The 16,824-nt window shown below is 72.3% G+C and carries 14 protein-coding genes; 3 read left to right on the top strand and 11 right to left on the bottom strand.

Features of this window, described 5'->3' with window-relative positions; all coding sequences use genetic code 11:
* Window positions 1-146 precede the first annotated feature (146 nt).
* Window positions 147-815, bottom strand: coding sequence for a 30S ribosomal protein S4 (rpsD, locus tag L7D48_RS06900; RefSeq protein ID WP_237878049.1), 669 nt, complete (start codon window positions 813-815; stop codon window positions 147-149).
* Window positions 816-972: 157 nt separating this feature from the next.
* On the opposite strand from rpsD, the gene L7D48_RS06895 reads away from it, so the two are divergent.
* A complete protein-coding gene (locus L7D48_RS06895) occupies window positions 973-1,710 on the top strand; it encodes a DUF2470 domain-containing protein (RefSeq protein ID WP_237878047.1) in 738 nt (245 codons plus the stop codon).
* Between the two features lie 68 nt (window positions 1,711-1,778).
* Here the strand turns inward: L7D48_RS06895 and L7D48_RS06890 are convergent, their stop codons facing one another.
* The 4 genes from L7D48_RS06890 to L7D48_RS06875 form a co-directional block, all read right to left on the bottom strand.
* Entirely contained in the window at window positions 1,779-3,149 is a 1,371-nt protein-coding gene (locus L7D48_RS06890) for a replication-associated recombination protein A (protein WP_237878046.1), read from the bottom strand.
* 128 nt (window positions 3,150-3,277) lie between these two features.
* A complete protein-coding gene (locus L7D48_RS06885; protein WP_237878044.1) occupies window positions 3,278-3,940 on the bottom strand; it encodes a vitamin K epoxide reductase family protein in 663 nt (220 codons plus the stop codon).
* Window positions 3,941-3,998: 58 nt separating this feature from the next.
* The gene (gene hisS, locus L7D48_RS06880) at window positions 3,999-5,258 is read right to left on the bottom strand and encodes a histidine--tRNA ligase (protein ID WP_237878042.1); all 1,260 of its coding nucleotides are present in this window, start codon (window positions 5,256-5,258) and stop codon (window positions 3,999-4,001) included.
* A gap of 13 nt (window positions 5,259-5,271) precedes the next feature.
* The gene (locus L7D48_RS06875; RefSeq protein WP_237878041.1) at window positions 5,272-5,994 is read right to left on the bottom strand and encodes an MBL fold metallo-hydrolase; all 723 of its coding nucleotides are present in this window, start codon (window positions 5,992-5,994) and stop codon (window positions 5,272-5,274) included.
* A 195-nt stretch (window positions 5,995-6,189) separates the two neighbouring features.
* Between L7D48_RS06875 and L7D48_RS06870 the strand changes: the two genes are divergently transcribed.
* Together L7D48_RS06870 and L7D48_RS06865 are read left to right on the top strand one after the other, a co-directional pair.
* The gene (locus L7D48_RS06870) at window positions 6,190-7,053 is read left to right on the top strand and encodes a peptidylprolyl isomerase (protein WP_237878039.1); all 864 of its coding nucleotides are present in this window, start codon (window positions 6,190-6,192) and stop codon (window positions 7,051-7,053) included.
* 265 nt (window positions 7,054-7,318) lie between these two features.
* Window positions 7,319-8,548 (top strand): DUF349 domain-containing protein, encoded by a 1,230-nt coding sequence (locus tag L7D48_RS06865; protein WP_237878038.1) that lies wholly within the window; start codon window positions 7,319-7,321, stop codon window positions 8,546-8,548.
* Between the two features lie 106 nt (window positions 8,549-8,654).
* Here L7D48_RS06865 and L7D48_RS06860 read toward each other — a convergent pair whose 3' ends face one another.
* The 6 genes from L7D48_RS06860 to ruvB form a co-directional block, all read right to left on the bottom strand.
* Entirely contained in the window at window positions 8,655-11,159 is a 2,505-nt protein-coding gene (locus tag L7D48_RS06860) for a bifunctional (p)ppGpp synthetase/guanosine-3',5'-bis(diphosphate) 3'-pyrophosphohydrolase (protein ID WP_237878036.1), read from the bottom strand.
* 264 nt (window positions 11,160-11,423) lie between these two features.
* Entirely contained in the window at window positions 11,424-11,984 is a 561-nt protein-coding gene (locus tag L7D48_RS06855; RefSeq protein WP_237878034.1) for an adenine phosphoribosyltransferase, read from the bottom strand.
* Between the two features lie 4 nt (window positions 11,985-11,988).
* Window positions 11,989-13,104, bottom strand: a complete 1,116-nt coding sequence (secF, locus tag L7D48_RS06850) for a protein translocase subunit SecF (RefSeq protein WP_237878032.1) — start codon at window positions 13,102-13,104, stop codon at window positions 11,989-11,991.
* Between the two features lies 1 nt (window position 13,105).
* Window positions 13,106-14,935, bottom strand: a complete 1,830-nt coding sequence (secD, locus tag L7D48_RS06845) for a protein translocase subunit SecD (protein ID WP_237878029.1) — start codon at window positions 14,933-14,935, stop codon at window positions 13,106-13,108.
* Window positions 14,936-15,050: 115 nt separating this feature from the next.
* Window positions 15,051-15,488: a preprotein translocase subunit YajC gene (gene yajC, locus L7D48_RS06840; protein ID WP_237878028.1), complete on the bottom strand. Its 438-nt coding sequence runs from the start codon at window positions 15,486-15,488 to the stop codon at window positions 15,051-15,053.
* Between the two features lie 163 nt (window positions 15,489-15,651).
* On the bottom strand, window positions 15,652-16,731 hold the full coding sequence (gene ruvB / locus L7D48_RS06835) for a Holliday junction branch migration DNA helicase RuvB (protein ID WP_237878026.1): 1,080 nt from the start codon (window positions 16,729-16,731) through the stop codon (window positions 15,652-15,654).
* Between the last annotated feature and the right edge of the window lie 93 nt (window positions 16,732-16,824).

Below are 16,824 nucleotides of genomic sequence, written 5' to 3'. Positions count from 1 at the left end.
GCGGGGTGTGCGGCCGCGCACCGCGCGGCGCGCCGGGGAGGGTACGCCGCGGCCCTCCTGCCGCGCGGCGCGTCAGGAGGGCCGGGGACCTGGAGGTCCGGGGCGTCCGTACCGCCCGGTCCCGGGCGTACGGGCGGGCCGGGGGATCAGCGGGCGTAGTACTCGACGACGAGCTGCTCGTCGCAGACGACCGGGATCTCCTTGCGGTTCGGGTCGCGGTCCAGGCGGAAGGCGAGCGCCTGGAGGTTGACCTGGAGGTAGCGCGGGGTCTCCCCGTCGGGCGCGTAGCCGCCCTCGCGCGCCACCAGGAAGGGGTGCTTGGCGCGGCTGCGCTCGCGGACGGACACCACGTCGTCCGGGCGGACGCGGAAGGAGGGCTTGTCGACCTTGCGGCCGTTGACCTCGATGTGGCCGTGCACGACCATCTGGCGGGCCTGGTAGATGGTGCGGGCGATGCCCGAGCGCAGGACGAGCGCGTCCAGGCGGCGCTCCAGCTCGACGACCAGGGCCTCGCCCGTCTTGCCCTCGGCCTTGCGGGCGCGGTCGTAGGCGCGGACCATCTGGCGCTCACTGATGTCGTACTGGGCGCGCAGACGCTGCTTCTCCAGCAGCCGGACCTTGTAGTCGCTGTTCTGCTTGCGGCCCCGGCCGTGCTCGCCCGGCGGGTACGGGCGCTGCTCGAAGTACTTCACGGCCTTCGGGGTCAGCGCGATGCCGAGCGCACGCGACTTCTTGACCTTGGGACGCGACTGGTTCACGTTGAACGGACCTCCGTGTAATTTAGGTGAGCCTAACCTTAGCGGAGGAGAACGCATGTTTCGACCTGGGAGCCCCCTGCCCGGCACCGGTCCCGCACGCGGCGGCGGCTCCGGCGGCAGTGCCGGAGCCGCCGCCGGGGCGGGGAGCGCGAGGAGGGGTCAGCCGCGTCCCGAGGCTGAGCCTGACACACGGCGGCCGGGAGCCGCCGAGCGGATGCGTACCCTCGTCGAGTCGAACGCCTCGGCCGCCCTGGTCATTCCCGGTGCGGAACCGGTCGGACCGCAGTGGCCGGGCCAGGGCTGCTGCGAGTCCCGCGCCGTCACACCCGAGGGGGACGTGTTCCTGCTGGTCCCGGCCGCCTCCCCGGCCGCCCGGGCCGCGGCCCACGCCCGGGACGGCGATCTGGCCGCCGTGATGGAGATCACGGACGTGGCGCCCGTCGCGGTGCCCCACCGCATCCGCGGCCGGGCCGAGGTGGCGGGCTGGCTCACCCCCGTGTCCGGCGGCGAGCGGGCGGCCTGCGCCCGGCTGCTGGCCGAGCGGCACCCCTCGGGCCCCCTTCCGGGCGCCGCGTGGACACCGCTGCGGCTGGAGGTCGGCGAGGGGTGGATCGGCGATCTGCGCGGCGAGGGGCACGTCGAGCCGGACGAGTTCGCCGCCGCGTCGCCCGACCCCCTGGCACGCCACGAGGCCGAGCTCCTGCAGCACCTCGCCGCCGCCCACGACGACCTGCTGCGCGGACTGTGCTCGCTGCTGGGCGAGCGGGAGCGGGCCTGCGGCGCCTGGGAGGCGGTGGTGCCCGTGGCCCTGGACCGCTTCGGACTGCGGGTGCGGTTCCGCGCGGACGGGCGGAGCTTCGACGCCCTCTTCGGCTTCCCCCGGCCGGTACGGGACGCCTCCGGGCTGCACCACGCGATCCGGGCCCTGTTCGAGGCCGGCTCCACGCCCTGACCGGGCCGGACCGGCGTGGAAACCGCGAGGGCCGACGGGGCCGCCGGCGCCTGCGGGACCTGCGGGTCTCAGGGCTTGTCCGGCGGCCCCCCCTCCTCCCGCAGCCGGGCCCGCACCCGCTCCGCCACCTCGGCGTACCGGGCCTCCGCCCCGTACCGCGTCGGCTCGTAGTAGCGCCTGCCGTGGACGCCGTCCGGAGCGTACTGCTGCGCGGCGATGCCGCCGGGCACGTCGTGCGGGTACCGGTACCCCTCGCCGTGGCCCATCTTCCTCGCGCCCTGGTAGTGGCCGTCGCGCAGATGCCGCGGCACGGGGCCGGCCAGGCCCGCCCGTACGTCCGCCAGGGCCGCGTCGATCGCCAGATAGGCGGCGTTGGACTTCGGGGCCAGGGCCAGGGCCACGGTCGCCTGGGCGAGCGTGATCCGCGCCTCGGGGAAGCCGATCATCGCCACCGCCTGGGCCGCGGCCACGGCGGTCTGCAGTGCGGTGGGGTCGGCCAGGCCGATGTCCTCGCTGGCGGAGATCATCAGCCGCCGGGCGATGAACCGCGGGTCCTCCCCCGCCTCGATCATCCGGGCCAGGTAGTGCAGGGCCGCGTCCACGTCCGAGCCGCGGATGGACTTGATGAGCGCGCTGGCCACGTCGTAGTGCTGGTCGCCGTCGCGGTCGTACTTCACCGCGGCCCGGTCGACGGCCTCCTCCAGCGTCGCCAGGGTGACCTCGCGCTCGCCCTTGTCCAGGGCCGCGCCCGCGCCCGCCTCCAGCGCGGTGAGCGCACGGCGCGCGTCGCCGCCGGCTATCCGCAGCAGATGCGCCTCGGCGTCCTCCGGCAGCTCCACCGACCCGCCCAGCCCGCGCTCGTCGGCGACCGCCCGGCGCAGCAGCCCGCGCAGGTCGTGGTCGGTCAGCGGCTCCAGGGTCAGCAGCAGCGAGCGGGACAGCAGCGGGGAGATCACCGAGAAGTACGGGTTCTCCGTCGTCGCCGCGATGAGGGTGACCCAGCGGTTCTCCACCGCCGGCAGCAGCGAGTCCTGCTGCGCCTTGCTGAAGCGGTGGATCTCGTCCAGGAACAGCACGGTGTCCTTGCCGTAGGCGCCCGACGAGCGTCGCGCGCCGTCGATGACGGCCCGGACCTCCTTGACCCCGGCGGTGATGGCCGACAGCTCCGTGAAGCGCTTGTCGGTGGCCTTGCTGACGACGTAGGCCAGGGTCGTCTTGCCGGTGCCCGGCGGCCCCCACAGGATCACCGACGACGGCCCCGCGGGCCCCTTCCCGCCCTCGCCCACCAGGCGGCGCAGCGGGGAGCCGGGGCGCAGCAGGTGCTGCTGGCCGACGACCTCGTCGAGGGTGCGCGGGCGCATCCGGACCGCCAGGGGCGAGGCGGAGGGGTCCTTCTCCTGGCGCTCCTCGGCGGCGGCGGTGAACAGATCCGGTTCCACGGAACGCAACCCTAAGTCACGCCGCCGACAGCCGCGCCGACGGCGGCGGCGCCCCGGGAGTCAGACGGCCGGAAGGGCCGCTCCACGCCGTCACCGGCGTGGAGCGGCCCTTCCGGCCGTCCTGGGGTTCAGCTCGTCCAGAAGCTCCACCAGCGGGTCAGGATCAGCATGCCGATGATGCCGATGTGAACCGCCGGGATCACCCAGTGGAACTCCCGCACACCCTCGCGCAGCCAGGCCGGGGCGGGCAGGAAGCCGTTGTGGATGTTGCGGAAGGTCGTGTACCAGAACATCAGCAGGGTGGCGACCCAGGCCAGGTTGCACCACAGGCACAGCGCGCCGATGTTGTACAGCGACTGGTACATCAGCCAGGTGCAGAAACCGACACCGAAGAGCATGCCGGCGTTCATCGTCAGCCAGTACCAGCGCGGGAAGCGCGCGCCGGCCAGCAGGCCCATGCCGACGGCGACGATCATGCCGTAGGTGACCAGGCCGAGCACCGGGTTGGGGAAGCCGAACGCCTCCGCCTGGGCGCTCTCCATGATGTTCCCGCAGGAGACCACCGGGTTCAGATCGCACGCCATGTCCAGCGTGTCCCCGGCGAGCTCGGCCTCCAGCAGCCTGAACTTGTCGACCGTGATCACCCAGGCGGCGAGCACCCCGGCCAGACCGGTGATCACCAGCAGCAGGGCGTAGGCGCGGCCCGCGCCCACGGCGCCCCGTGCGGGCGGCCCGCCGCCGTCGTCGCCGGTGCGGGCCGCTTCGTCTCGTGGCGCCGTGGTCGTCGTCATGGTCGAGTCATCCCGTCGTCTCAGGTGGGGTTCTTCATTGTGCACAACGCACAACGAGTCAGGCGAGCTTCCGTCGCAGTTCCGCCACCACACCGTCCAGCGGCACCGGGACCTGCTCGCCGCTGTCGAGGTCCTTGACCTGTACGACCCCCTCGGCCAGATCCCGCTCCCCGGCCACGACGGCGTACGCCGCCCCCGAGCGGTTGGCCGACTTCATGCCGTTCTTCAGACCGCGGCCGCCGTACGCGAAGTCCGTCGCGATCCCCTGCCGGCGCAGCTCGGTGACCACGCCGAACAGCGCGCGCCGCGCCTCCTCCCCCAGCGGGACGGCGAAGACCTGGGTGCGCGAGGGCGCCGGGAGCTCCACGCCCTCGGCCCGCAGGGCCAGGACCGTGCGGTCCACGCCCAGCGCCCAGCCCACCGACGGCAGCGGCGGGCCGCCGATCATCTCCGACAGGCCGTCGTACCGGCCGCCGCCGCCGACGGCGGACTGCGAGCCGAGCCCGTCGTGGACGAACTCGAAGGTGGTGCGGGTGTAGTAGTCCAGGCCGCGCACCAGCTTCTGGTCGTCCTCGAACTCCACCCCGGCCGCCGTCAGCAGCCCGCGCACCTGCTCGTGGTACTCCTTGCACGCCTCGCACAGGTGGTCGGGCATCATCGGCGCGCCGGCGAGCTGCTTCTGCACGGCCTCGCGCTTGTCGTCCAGCACGCGCAACGGGTTGATCTCGACGCGGGCGCGGGTGTCCTCGTCCAGGTCGAGTCCGCGCAGGAAGTCCTGGAGGGCCGCGCGGTAGACCGGGCGGCACTCGCGGTCGCCCAGGGAGTTCAGCAGCAGCCGGAAGTTCCTCAGCCCCAGCGAGCGGTACGCGTCCACGGCCAGGATGATCAGTTCGGCGTCCAGGGCCGGGTCCTCGGCGCCCAGCGCCTCGGCGCCGACCTGGGAGAAGTGCCGGTAGCGGCCGGCCTGGGGGCGCTCGTAGCGGTACTGCGAGCCGGAGTACCAGACCTTCACCGGCAGCGCGCCGCGGTGCAGGTTGTGCTCCAGCACGGCGCGGACGACCGGCGCGGTGCCCTCGGGGCGCAGCGCGAGGCGGCTGCCGCCCTTGGTGGTGAGGGTGTACATCTCCTTGGTCACGATGTCGGTGGACTCGCCGACACCGCGGGCGAACAGCTCGACGTTCTCGAAGCCGGGCGTCTCGATGTAGCCGTAGCCGGCCCGCCTCAGCGGCGCGGAGATCGCCTCGCGCACCGCCAGGTAGTCGGCCGACTCCGGAGGGATCAGGTCGTAGGTGCCCTTGGGGGCGGAGAAGGTGCTCACGTCTTCTTCGTCGTCACATTCCTCGTCGCGGGGCGGCTGTGCCGCCTCCCGTGCCGAACGGACCGCCGGCGGCCACCTCCCGCAGGAACGGGTTGGTGGCGCGTTCGCGGCCGATGGTGGTCTGGGGGCCGTGGCCGGACAGCACCACGGTCGAGTCCTCCAGCGGCAGGCACACACGTGCCAGCGACCGCAGGATCTCGGCGTGGTCGCCGCCGGGCAGGTCGGTGCGTCCGATGGAGCCGGCGAACAGCAGGTCGCCCGAGAACAGCACCGGCGGGACGTCGGCCTGCTCGGGCGTCCGGAAGGTCACCGACCCCCTGGTATGGCCCGGCGCGTGCGAGACGGTCAGCTCCAGCCCGGCCAGGGACAGCACGGCGCCGTCGGCCAGCTCCTCCACGTCGTCCGGCTCCCCCACGGAGAGCTCGCCCATCAGCGGCTGCCCGATGGAGCGGCCCAGCCACTTCTCGGGGTCGCTCATCATCTCCCGGTCCTCCGGGTGGATCCAGGCGGGCACGTCGTGCGCGCCGCACACCGGGACCACGGAGGCCACGTGGTCGATGTGGCCGTGGGTGAGGACGACGGCGACCGGCTTGAGGCGGTGCTTGGCTATGGCCTCCTCGACGCCTTCGGCGGCCTGGTGGCCCGGGTCGATGATCACGCACTCCTCGCCCGCGGCGGGGGCGACCAGATAGCAGTTGGTCCCCCAGGCCCCGGCGGGGAACCCGGCAATGAGCACGATCGTCCTTCGGTCGTCCGGCAGGGGATGCCGCGGCCGTCGAAACCGGCCGCCGGCAGCGGTTACAGAGCCTACCGGCGACGGGACGGAGCCCGCGAACCCGTATCCCGTATACCGTACGGCCCAAGCTGTGGCACACGTGTGCGTACGCACGCCTCGTACAGAACGCCCCGAAGGATTCGAAGGAGACGATCCGTGGTCAGCAGTGAGCAGCGGCGCAAGCAGCTCGCCCGCGAGAAGTACCTGCGTCAGCAGCAGAGGCGGGCCGAGGCACGGCGCAAGGGGCGGATCCGCAACGCCTCCATCGCGGGCGGCCTGGCCCTGGTCCTGGCGGCCGGCGGCGCCTACGCGGCCGCGGGCGGCCTGGCGGCGGACGACGAGAAGACCGACAACGCCTCCGCCGAGCCCTCCACCCCGCCCACCAGCAAGGCCCCGGACCCGTGCGAGAAGCCGGCGAAGGGCGAGCCGAGCGGGAAGCACTGGAAGAAGGAGCCGAAGATGTCGATCGACACCTCGGCCACCTACACGATGAAGCTGGAGACCACCTGCGGCGACATCGAGATCGAGATGGACGCCGCCAAGACGCCGCGCACCGTGAACTCCTTCGAGTTCCTGGCCGGTGAGGGCTATCTCGACCACTCCCCGTGCCACCGCCTGGTCAACCAGGGCATCTACGTGCTGCAGTGCGGCGACCCGACCGGCACCGGCACCGGCATGTCGAAGGACGGCAAGGTCCAGCAGCCCGGCTACTCGATCCCGGACGAGAACCTCGACGACCCGAAGGTGGAGAAGGGCACCTATCCGGCGGGCACGGTCGCCATGGCCAACCGGTACAACGCCCAGACCAAGGAGGGCCGGGACACCGGCGGCAGCCAGTTCTTCCTGGTCTACCAGGACAGCCAGCTCCCCCCGGACTACACCCCCTTCGGCACCATCACCGAGGGCATGGACGTGCTGAAGAAGATCGCCGAAGCCGGTATGACGCCGGACCCGCAGACGGGCAACACCAAGCCGAACGCGACCGTGGTGATCGACAAGGCGACGGTGCGCAAGAGCTGATCCACGGCGGCCGGTGCCCCGCCCGCGCCCGGAGCGGTCGGCCTGGGCGGCCGCTCCAGGCGGTTCCGGGAGCGGATTTCGGTCGCCCGGGATGCGGACAGGGCGGGCACCGGTCGCCTATGTTTGGCGTTGTAGGGGGTGCCTGCGCCGACGGTCGGGCAGACCCTCCGGCCGGGCCGGTCGCATCCGGCCGCCGGCCGTATGACAACTGTGGACGATGCCGGGGAGCGCACGCCTCCCGTCGGCATCATGTGGAGGAGGCGCTGTGAGCAGCGACCCGTGGGGCCGCGTCGACGAGACGGGGACCGTTTACGTGCGTACCGCCGACGGCGAGAAGGTCGTCGGCTCGTGGCAGGCCGGAGCCCCCGAGGAGGCCCTGGCCTACTTCGAGCGCAAGTACGACGGCCTGGTCGTGGAGATCGACCTCCTTGAGCGCCGGGTGAGGACCACCGACCTGTCGGCCAAGGACGCCCTGGCCGCCGTCGGGCACCTGCGGCAGCAGGTCGACCAGGCGCACGCGGTGGGCGACCTGGAGGCCCTGGGCAGGCGGCTGGACCAGCTCACCGAGCTGATCGAGACCCGCCGGGAGGAGCGCAGGGCGGCCCGGGCCCGGCAGGCCGAGGAGGCGCGCAAGGCCAAGGAGGCGCTGGTCGCCGAGGCCGAGGAACTCGCCGCCAGCGACCAGTGGCGGGCCGCCGGGGAGCGGCTGCGCGCCCTGGTGGACACCTGGAAGGGCCTGCCCCGGCTGGACCGCAAGTCCGACGACGAGCTGTGGCACCGCTTCTCGCACGCCCGCTCGGCCTTCTCCAAGCGGCGCAAGGCCCACTTCGCCTCGCTGGACGCGCAGCGCGAGGAGGCCCGGCGGCGCAAGGAGAAGCTGGTCGCCGAGGCCGAGGCCCTGTCCGGCTCGACGGACTGGGGCCCGACGGCCGCCCGCTACCGCGAGCTGATGCAGGACTGGAAGGCCGCGGGCCGGGCCCAGCGCGAGCACGAGGACAAGCTGTGGCAGCGCTTCCGCGGCGCCCAGGACGTCTTCTTCGCCGCCCGCGGCGAGGTCTTCGCCGAACGGGACGCCGAGCAGCGGGAGAACCTGGCCCGCAAGGAGGAGCTGGCCGCCGAGGCGGAGAAGCTGCTCCCGGTCACCGACCTGAAGGCGGCCCGTGTGGCCTTCCGCGCGATCAACGAGCGCTGGGACGCCATCGGCCACGTGCCCCGGGACGCCCGGGCCGGGATCGAGGGCCGGATGCACGCGGTGGAGCGGGCGATCCAGGAGGCCGAGGAGGCCGAGTGGCGCCGTACCAACCCCGAGGCCCGGGCGCGGGCGGAGGGGCTGACCGGCCAGCTCCAGGACGCCGTGGACAAGCTCCGCGCGCAGATCGACAAGGCCCGTGCGGTCGGCAACACCGCCAAGGCCCAGAAGCTGGAGCGGGAGCTGGAGGGCCGGCAGGCCCTGCTGGACCAGGCCCTCAAGGGGCTGCGGGAGTTCAGCGGCTGAGGAGGCGGAACGCGCGACGGGGCGGCCCCGGCGCCTTCGGGGGTGAAGGCGCCGGGGCCGCCCCGTTTCCGTGCGGGACTGCCCGTGCGGGACTGCCCGTGCCGGGCTACGACCGGCGGGCCGAGGTGACGCGGTAGACGTCGTAGACGCCCTCCACCCCGCGTACCGCCTTCAGCACGTGCCCCAGGTGCTTGGGGTCGCCCATCTCGAAGGTGAAGCGGGAGATGGCCACCCGGTCCCGGGAGGTCTGGACGGCCGCGGAGAGGATGTTGACGTGCTGGTCGGACAGCACGCGGGTGACATCCGACAGCAGCCGGGAGCGGTCCAGCGCCTCGACCTGGATGGCGACCAGGAAGACCGAGGACTGGGTCGGCGCCCACTCGACCTCCAGCATCCGCTCCGGCTCGCGCGAGAGCGAGTCGACGTTGACGCAGTCGGCGCGGTGGACGGAGACCCCGTTGCCGCGGGTGACGAACCCGAGGATCGGGTCGCCGGGCACGGGGGTGCAGCAGCGGGCCAGCTTGACCCACACGTCCTCCACGCCCTTGACGATCACGCCCGGGTCCGTGCTGGAACGCCGCTTGGAGCGCCGCCGCATGGGCGGGGCGGTCTCGGCGATGTCCTCGTTGGCGGCCTCCTCGCCGCCGATGGCCTGGATCAGCTTCTGGACGACGTTCTGCGCCGAGACATGGCCCTCGCCGATGGCGGCGTAGAGCGCCGAGATGTCGGGGTAGCGCATCTCGTGCGCCTGGGTGACCAGGGAGTCGCCGGTGAGGATGCGCTGGATCGGCAGGTTCTGCTTGCGCATGGCCCGCACGATGGCGTCCTTGCCCTGCTCGATGGCCTCCTCGCGGCGCTCCTTGGAGAACCAGGCGCGGATCTTGTTGCGGGCGCGCGGCGACTTGACGAAGCTCAGCCAGTCGCGGGAGGGGCCGGCGCCGGGCGACTTGGAGGTGAAGACCTCCACCAGGTCGCCGTTGTCCAGGGTGGACTCCAGGGGCACCAGGCGCCCGTTGACGCGGGCGCCGATGGTGCGGTGGCCGACCTCGGTGTGGACGGCGTAGGCGAAGTCCACGGGGGTGGCGCCCGCCGGGAGCGCTATGACGTCGCCCTTGGGCGTGAAGACGAAGACCTCGTTGCGCGAGAGGTCGAAGCGCAGCGACTCCAGGAACTCGCCCGGGTCCTCGGTCTCCTTCTGCCAGTCCAGCAGCTGCCGCAGCCACGCCATGTCGTTGACGGCGTCGCCCTTCTTGGCGGGCGCGTCGGTGCGGACCTTGGAGGCGCCGGCGACGGCCTCCTGCTTGTACTTCCAGTGCGCGGCGATGCCGTACTCGGCGCGGCGGTGCATGTCGTAGGTGCGGATCTGCAGCTCGACCGGCTTGCCGCCGGGACCGATGACCGTCGTGTGCAGCGACTGGTACATGTTGAACTTGGGCATCGCGATGTAGTCCTTGAACCGCCCCGGCACCGGGTTCCACCGGGCGTGGACGGTCCCCAGCGCCGCGTAGCAGTCGCGGACGGTGTCGACCAGGACGCGGATGCCCACCAGGTCGTAGATCTCGGCGAAGTCGCGGCCCCGCACGATCATCTTCTGGTAGACGCTGTAGTAGTGCTTGGGGCGGCCGGTGACGGTCGCCTTGATGCGGGCGCCGCGCAGATCGGCCTGGACCTCGTCGATGACGGTCGCCAGGTACTCGTCGCGCTTGGGCGCGCGTTCGGCGACCAGGCGGACGATCTCGTCGTACATCTTGGGGTAGAGGATCGCGAAGGCGAGGTCCTCCAGCTCCCACTTGATGGTGTTCATGCCCAGGCGGTGGGCGAGCGGGGCGTAGATCTCCAGCGTCTCGCGGGCCTTCTGCTCCTGCTTCTCCCGCTTGAGGTAGCGCATGGTGCGCATGTTGTGCAGGCGGTCGGCGAGCTTGATGACCAGCACCCGCGGGTCCTTGGCCATGGCGACGACCATCTTGCGGACCGTCTCGGCCTGGGCCGCCTCGCCGAACTTGACCTTGTCCAGCTTGGTGACGCCGTCCACCAGCAGGGCCACCTGGTCGCCGAAGTCGCGGCGCAGGGTGTCCAGGCCGTACTCGGTGTCCTCGACCGTGTCGTGCAGCAGGCCCGCCATCAGGGTGGCCGGGTCCATGCCCAGCTCGGCGAGGATGGTGGTGACGGCCAGCGGATGGGTGATGTACGGATCGCCGCTCTTGCGCTTCTGCCCGCGGTGCCACCGCTCGGCGACCTGGTAGGCGCGCTCGATCTGCCGCAGCGTGGCGGTGTCGGCCTTGGGGTCGTTGCCCCGGACGATCCGCAGCAGCGGCTCCAGCACCGGGTTGTAGGGACTGGAGCGCTGGACGCCCAGGCGGGCCAGGCGGGCGCGGACGCGGTTGGAGGAGCCCGAGCGCCCGGAGACGCCCGAGACGGCGCGGGTGGCCGAGACCTTCTCCCGGGAGGCCGCGTCGTCGCGCCTGCCGCCCGCCGGCGCAGCGGTGGACGGCGACGGTTTGGGAGTACCGCCGCGTTTCCCGGCCGCGGTGGCGCCCGCAGTGGAGGGCTTCGCCGGCCTGCCGGCGTCCTGCTGCTGCGCTGCGGTGAGCGGCTTGGCCTCGTCTGGCAAGGGCAACTCCTCGGTGGGCCCCTCCTCGCCGGCAGCGGCGTGCGGAGGGCGGTTCCGGCCGGGAACAGGCCGGACTGCCATGGTATCCACCCCTGCCCCGGAACGAACCGGGCGCCGGTGCGGGGCGGCGCCGGGTGTCGGGGCGGGCGCCGGATGCCTTCGAGGGTGTCACAGGCCGCAGGCCTGACGCGACGGAGGGGACGGCCCGGAGTGCTCCGGGCCGTCCCCTCCGCGAAATCGGTGCCGCGGTGGCACCGGCTGCTCTCAGACGGTGATCACCACGTCCAGCGGAGCGCCCTCCAGCGCGGCCTCCAGCCTGGTCCGGCCGGGCAGGAAGCCCAGCTCCATCAGGACCGCGACCCCGGCGACCTGCGCCCCGGAACGGCGGATCAGGCGCAGCGACGCCTCGGCGGTGCCGCCGGTGGCCAGCACGTCGTCGATCACCAGCACCCGGTCCTCGGGGCTGAGGTCCTCGGCGTGGATCTCGATCTCGGCGCTGCCGTACTCCAGCTCGTACGCCTGCGCCAGGGTGGCGCCGGGCAGCTTGCCCGCCTTGCGCACGGGGATGAAGCCGACGCCCGCCCGTACCGCCGCCGGGGCGGCCAGGATGAAGCCGCGTGCCTCCAGGCCCACCACCTTGGTGGCGCCGCGCTCCCGGGCGAGACCGGCCAGCGCGTCGGTGAGGGCGGTGAATGCCTCGGGGTCGGCCAGGAGCGGTGTGATGTCCTTGAACAGCACTCCCGGCTTGGGGTAGTCGGGCACGTCGCGGATCCTGCTGAGCAGCAGGCCGCGCAGCCTCTCGAAGTCGGCGGTGACGGAGATCATCGGATCAGCGCCGCCTTCCGGAGGGGCGCCCGCGGCTGCCGGACTCCGGCGAGCGGGGCCCGCCGACGGATCCGGCCGTCGCGGCGGTGGGCTCCGCGGACGGACGCGCACCGGCGCCCGCGCCCGCCTCCTCGGCGTCCTCCGCCCCGTCGCCGCCCTTGGCCCGCTTGGCCAGCGTCCGCCGGTCGTGTGCCTTGATCTCCGGCGAGCGGAGCTTGAGGTCCACCACGATCGGGGTGGCGATGAAGATGGAGGAGAACGTACCGGCGGTGAGGCCGATGAACAGCGACAGCGAGATGTCCTTGAGCATGCCGCCGCCGAGCAGGCCGGTGCCGATGAACAGCAGTCCGGCCACCGGCAGCAGGGCGACCACCGAGGTGTTGACGGAGCGGACCACGGTGGCGTTGATGCCGAGGTTGGCCAGCTCGCCGTAGGTGTGGCGGTTCTGCTTGAGCAGGCCCCGGGTCTTCTCCTTGACCTTGTCGAAGACCACCACGGTGTCGTACAGCGAGTAGCTGAGGATCGTCAGGATGCCGACCACCGTGCCCGGGGTCACCTCGAAGCCGACGATGGCGTAGACGCCGATGGTGACGACCAGGTCGTGCATCAGGGCGCCCATGGCGCCCACCGCCATCCGCCACTCGAAGGCGATGGCCAGGTAGACGCTGACCAGGATCAGGAAGACGATCAGGCCCTGGATCGCCTTGCTGCTCATCTGGTCGCCCCAGCTGGGGCCGACCAGCTCGGTGTCCAGCTCCTGGGTCTCGAGACCGAGCTCCTCGGCGAGGGCCGCGCGGGTCTTCTCCGACTGCTCGTTGTCCAGCCCGGTGACCTGGATGCGCAGCGCGCCGCTGCCCAGCTCCTGAATGCGGGGCTCGGTCCCGGAGACCTCCTGGGCGGTCTCGCGTGCGTCCTCGATCGACATCTGGGTGGGCGGGGTGGTGAAGACGGCGCCGCCCTGGAACTCGATGCCCATGTACAGGCCGCGGGCCCCCAGGCCCACCAGGGAGATCAGCATCAGCAGCAGCGTGACGCCGTACCAGAGCTTCCGCTTTCCGACGAAGTCGTAGCTGGCCTCGCCGCGGTACAGCTTGCCGCCGAGATTACCGAATCGCGACATCTCAGGCCTCCTTCGGTTCGGCGGGGGCGGCGACCGCGGCGCGGCGGCCCCGGTACAGCGGCGGGGTGACTCCGAGCCGCTTCGGGTCGAGCCCGGACCACGGGTGGCCGCTGGTGAAGAACTTCCGGCCGGCCATGATCGTCATCATCGGCTTGGTGAGCAGGAAGACGATGGCCAGGTCCAGCGCCGTCGTCAGGCCGAGCACGAAGGCGAAGCCCTGGACGGAGCCGATCGAGACGATGAACAGCACGATCGCGGCGATGATCGAGACCACGTCGGAGACCAGGATGGTCCGGCGGGCGCTGGGCCAGGCCCGCTCGAAGGCGGCCCGGACGGACCGGCCCTCGCGGATCTCGTCGCGGATCCTCTCGAAGTAGACGATGAAGGAGTCCGTGGTGATGCCGATGGCCACGATGGCGCCGCAGATCGCCGGCAGGCTCAGCGCGAAGCCGATGGCCGGGCCGAGCAGGGTCATGACGACGTAGGTGAGGATGGCCGCGGCCACCAGGCTGGAGATCGCCACCAGCGCCAGCACCCGGTAGTAGAAGACCAGGTAGACGACGACCAGCACCAGGCCGATGGCTCCGGCGATCAGGCCCGCCTTGAGCTGCTCGGAGCCGAGCGTGGGCGAGATGGTGGTCACGTTGCTCTCCTCGAAGGAGAGCGGCAGGGCGCCGTAGGAGAGGATGTTGGCCAGTTCCTCGGCGGACTGCTGGTTGAAGCTGCCGGAGATCTCGGCGCTGCCGCCGCCGAGCCGCTCGGAGACGCGGGGGGCGGAGACGACCTCGCCGTCCAGCACGATCGCGAACTGGTTGCGCGGCTCGGCCTGGGTGGAGAGCTCCTCGGTGATGTCGGCGAACTTCTCGGCGCCGTCGGAGTCGAACTCCATGGTGACGATCCAGCCCTGGGCGCGCTGGTCGTCGAAGAGGGCGGCGGCGTCGGTGACGTCGGTGCCGGGGACGGCGACGGGGCCGAGCCCGTACTTGTACAGCCCGCTCTCGTCGCAGGAGGCGACGGACTCGGAGTTCTCCGCCTGGGCGGCGGCCCGGCTGGCCTCGGAGCGGCCCTCGTCGGTGGCGCAGTCCAGCGCGTCGAGCTTCTTCTGCAGGTCGGCCGGGATGCCGGCGTCGGGTGCCGGGGCCGGCTGCGAGGGCTCGGGGGCGGCGGACTCGTCGGCCTTCTCCTCCCCGGGCGCGGAGGCCGAGGGGGTGGGCGACTGGGAACCGTCGGCCAGCAGGTCCTCGGTGACGGCCCGGCCCTGGGTGGAGGCCTCGGGCGAGGGGGTCGCGGAGGAGTCGCCGGACTTCTCGCCGTCCGTCGCCTCCTCGGCCTTCTCGCCCTTCTCGGTGTCTTCCGCCTTCTCGTCCTTGTCACCGGCGGCGCCGGACGGGCTCGCCGAGGGGTCCGGCTGGGGCGGGGCCCCGGACGCGACGGTCAGGACCGGGCGGAACGCGAGCTGGGCGGTGGTGCCGACCTGCTCGCGGGCCTGCTTCTCGTCGGTGCCGCGCGGGATGTTGATGACGATGTTCTCGGCACCCTGCGTCCGCACCTCGGCCTCGGCGACGCCCAGACCGTTGACCCGCCGCTCGATGATGGAGACGGCGGTGTTCATGTTGGTCTCGTTGATCGCCTCCTCCTTGCCGGGCTGGGCCTTGGCCGTGAGCGTGATGCTCGTGCCGCCGGCGAGGTCGATGCCCAGGCGGGGCGTGGTGTGCCCGGAGAGGAACATGCCTCCGGTGAGCGCCACCATCGCCACCAGGATGAGCGCCAGGGAACGCCACGGCCGTCCCTGGTTGCCCGGTGATCTGCGACCTTTCTTCGGTGCTGCCACCTTCTCGTGTCTCCCTGTCCAACCGCCCGCGCTCGAATGGTCGCCGCGCGGCGCGCGAAGTGGTCGTAAGGACATGCGGTGCCGCCGGGCCCGTCGGGGCTCGCGGCGGGGCGACTCACTTGGAGTCGGTGTCGCCCTTCCGCTTGGCGTCCCCGGTCTCCGCGTCGTCGGCGGAGGAGTCCGTCTTGCTCAGGTCGGTCTTGTCCACGCCGCCGTCGGAGACCAGCGAGGAGGCGTCGTCCGGGACGACGGGGGCGTCCGCGTCGTGGTCCTCGCCGTTGACGATGCGCTCGTACTCGTCGGCCTCCAGCACGGCGCCGACGGCGTTCTTGGCGTAGACCGCGTGCACGCCCGGCGCGACCTCCAGGAGGACCGTGTCGGAGTGGACCTCCTTCACCAACGCGTACATGCCACCGATCGTACGGATGCCGGTGCCTGGCTCCATCCGGTCGCGCATCTGCATGGCCTGCTGCTGCTTCTTCTTGGCCGAGCGCGTCATCAGGAGCATGGCCCCGATGAGGATGATGAAGGGGAGGAGAAGTCCAATATCCACGGCGGAAGGTTTCCTTCACACGACCGCTGGGAAGCGGCCTGGTATTCGGGGGTGGTCATGCCCTCCGGGACGGAGGGCGTCGGCGGAGTCTAAGCGAGCCCGCGCCTGGGGAACAACGTCAAGCATCGCACTGAGGTTCCGCGAAGGGCGAGTTCGCACGCCGTCACGATCCGAAGAGACCGGGCTGGCCCGGTGCGGACGCCGGCGGCTGCCGGGGCGGGGTGAGCCCCATGTGCTCCCACGCGGCGGGCGTGGCGATCCGGCCCCTGGGGGTGCGGGCCAGCAGCCCCTCGCGGACGAGGAACGGCTCGGCGACCTCCTCCACCGTCTCGCGCTCCTCCCCCACCGCGACCGCCAGCGTGGACAGGCCGACCGGGCCGCCGCCGAACAGCCTGAGCAGGGCGTCCAGCACCCCCCTGTCCAGCCGGTCCAGACCGCGTTCGTCCACCTCGTAGACCGCCAGTGCCTGACCTGCGATCTCCCTGGTGATCAGGCCGTCGGCCCTGACCTGGGCGTAGTCGCGGACCCGGCGCAGCAGCCGGTTGGCGATACGGGGGGTGCCGCGGGAGCGGCCGGCGATCTCGGCGGCGCCCTCGGCGTCTATCTCCACGTCCAGCAGCCGTGCGGAGCGGTGGATGACCTGCTCCAGCTCGGCCGGCTCGTAGAACTCCATGTGGGCGGTGAAACCGAAGCGGTCGCGCAGCGGCGGCGGCAGCAGACCGGCCCGGGTGGTGGCGCCGACCAGGGTGAAGGGCGGCAGCTCCAGGGGGATGGCGGTGGCGCCGGGGCCCTTGCCGACGATGACGTCGACGCGGAAGTCCTCCATCGCCATGTAGAGCATCTCCTCGGCGGGCCGCGACATGCGGTGGATCTCGTCGAGGAAGAGGACCTCGCCCTCGGTGAGGGAGGAGAGGATCGCGGCCAGGTCCCCGGCGTGCTGGATGGCCGGGCCGGAGGTGATGCGGATGGGGGCGCCCATCTCCGCCGCGATGATCATGGACAGGGTGGTCTTGCCCAGGCCGGGGGCGCCGGAGAGCAGTACGTGGTCGGCGGTGCCGCCGCGGGCGCGGGCGGCGCGCAGCACCAGGTCGAGTTGTTCGCGCACCTTGGACTGCCCGACGAACTCCGCCAGGTCCTTGGGGCGCAGCGCGGCCTCGACGGCGGTGTCCTCGCCGTCGGCGGCGGCTCCGACCAGGCGCTCGGCGCTTCCTCCGGCGTGGCCGGGATGGTCGTCCCGGGTCATGACGGCCTCCCCCGGGTGCCGACTGCCGGGGCGGCGGTCGGGACGGTGGCCGCAGCGGCGGCCGGGGCGGGGATCCGGTCCGTGGTACGTGGG

Origin of the sequence: Streptomyces sp. ICN903, from assembly GCF_022015835.1 — a bacterium.
In the GTDB taxonomy this organism is placed as follows: Bacteria; Actinomycetota; Actinomycetes; order Streptomycetales; family Streptomycetaceae; genus Streptomyces; species Streptomyces fenghuangensis.
Note: the sequence above shows the minus strand (reverse complement) of the source record. Positions and strands in the feature narration are given on the sequence as shown.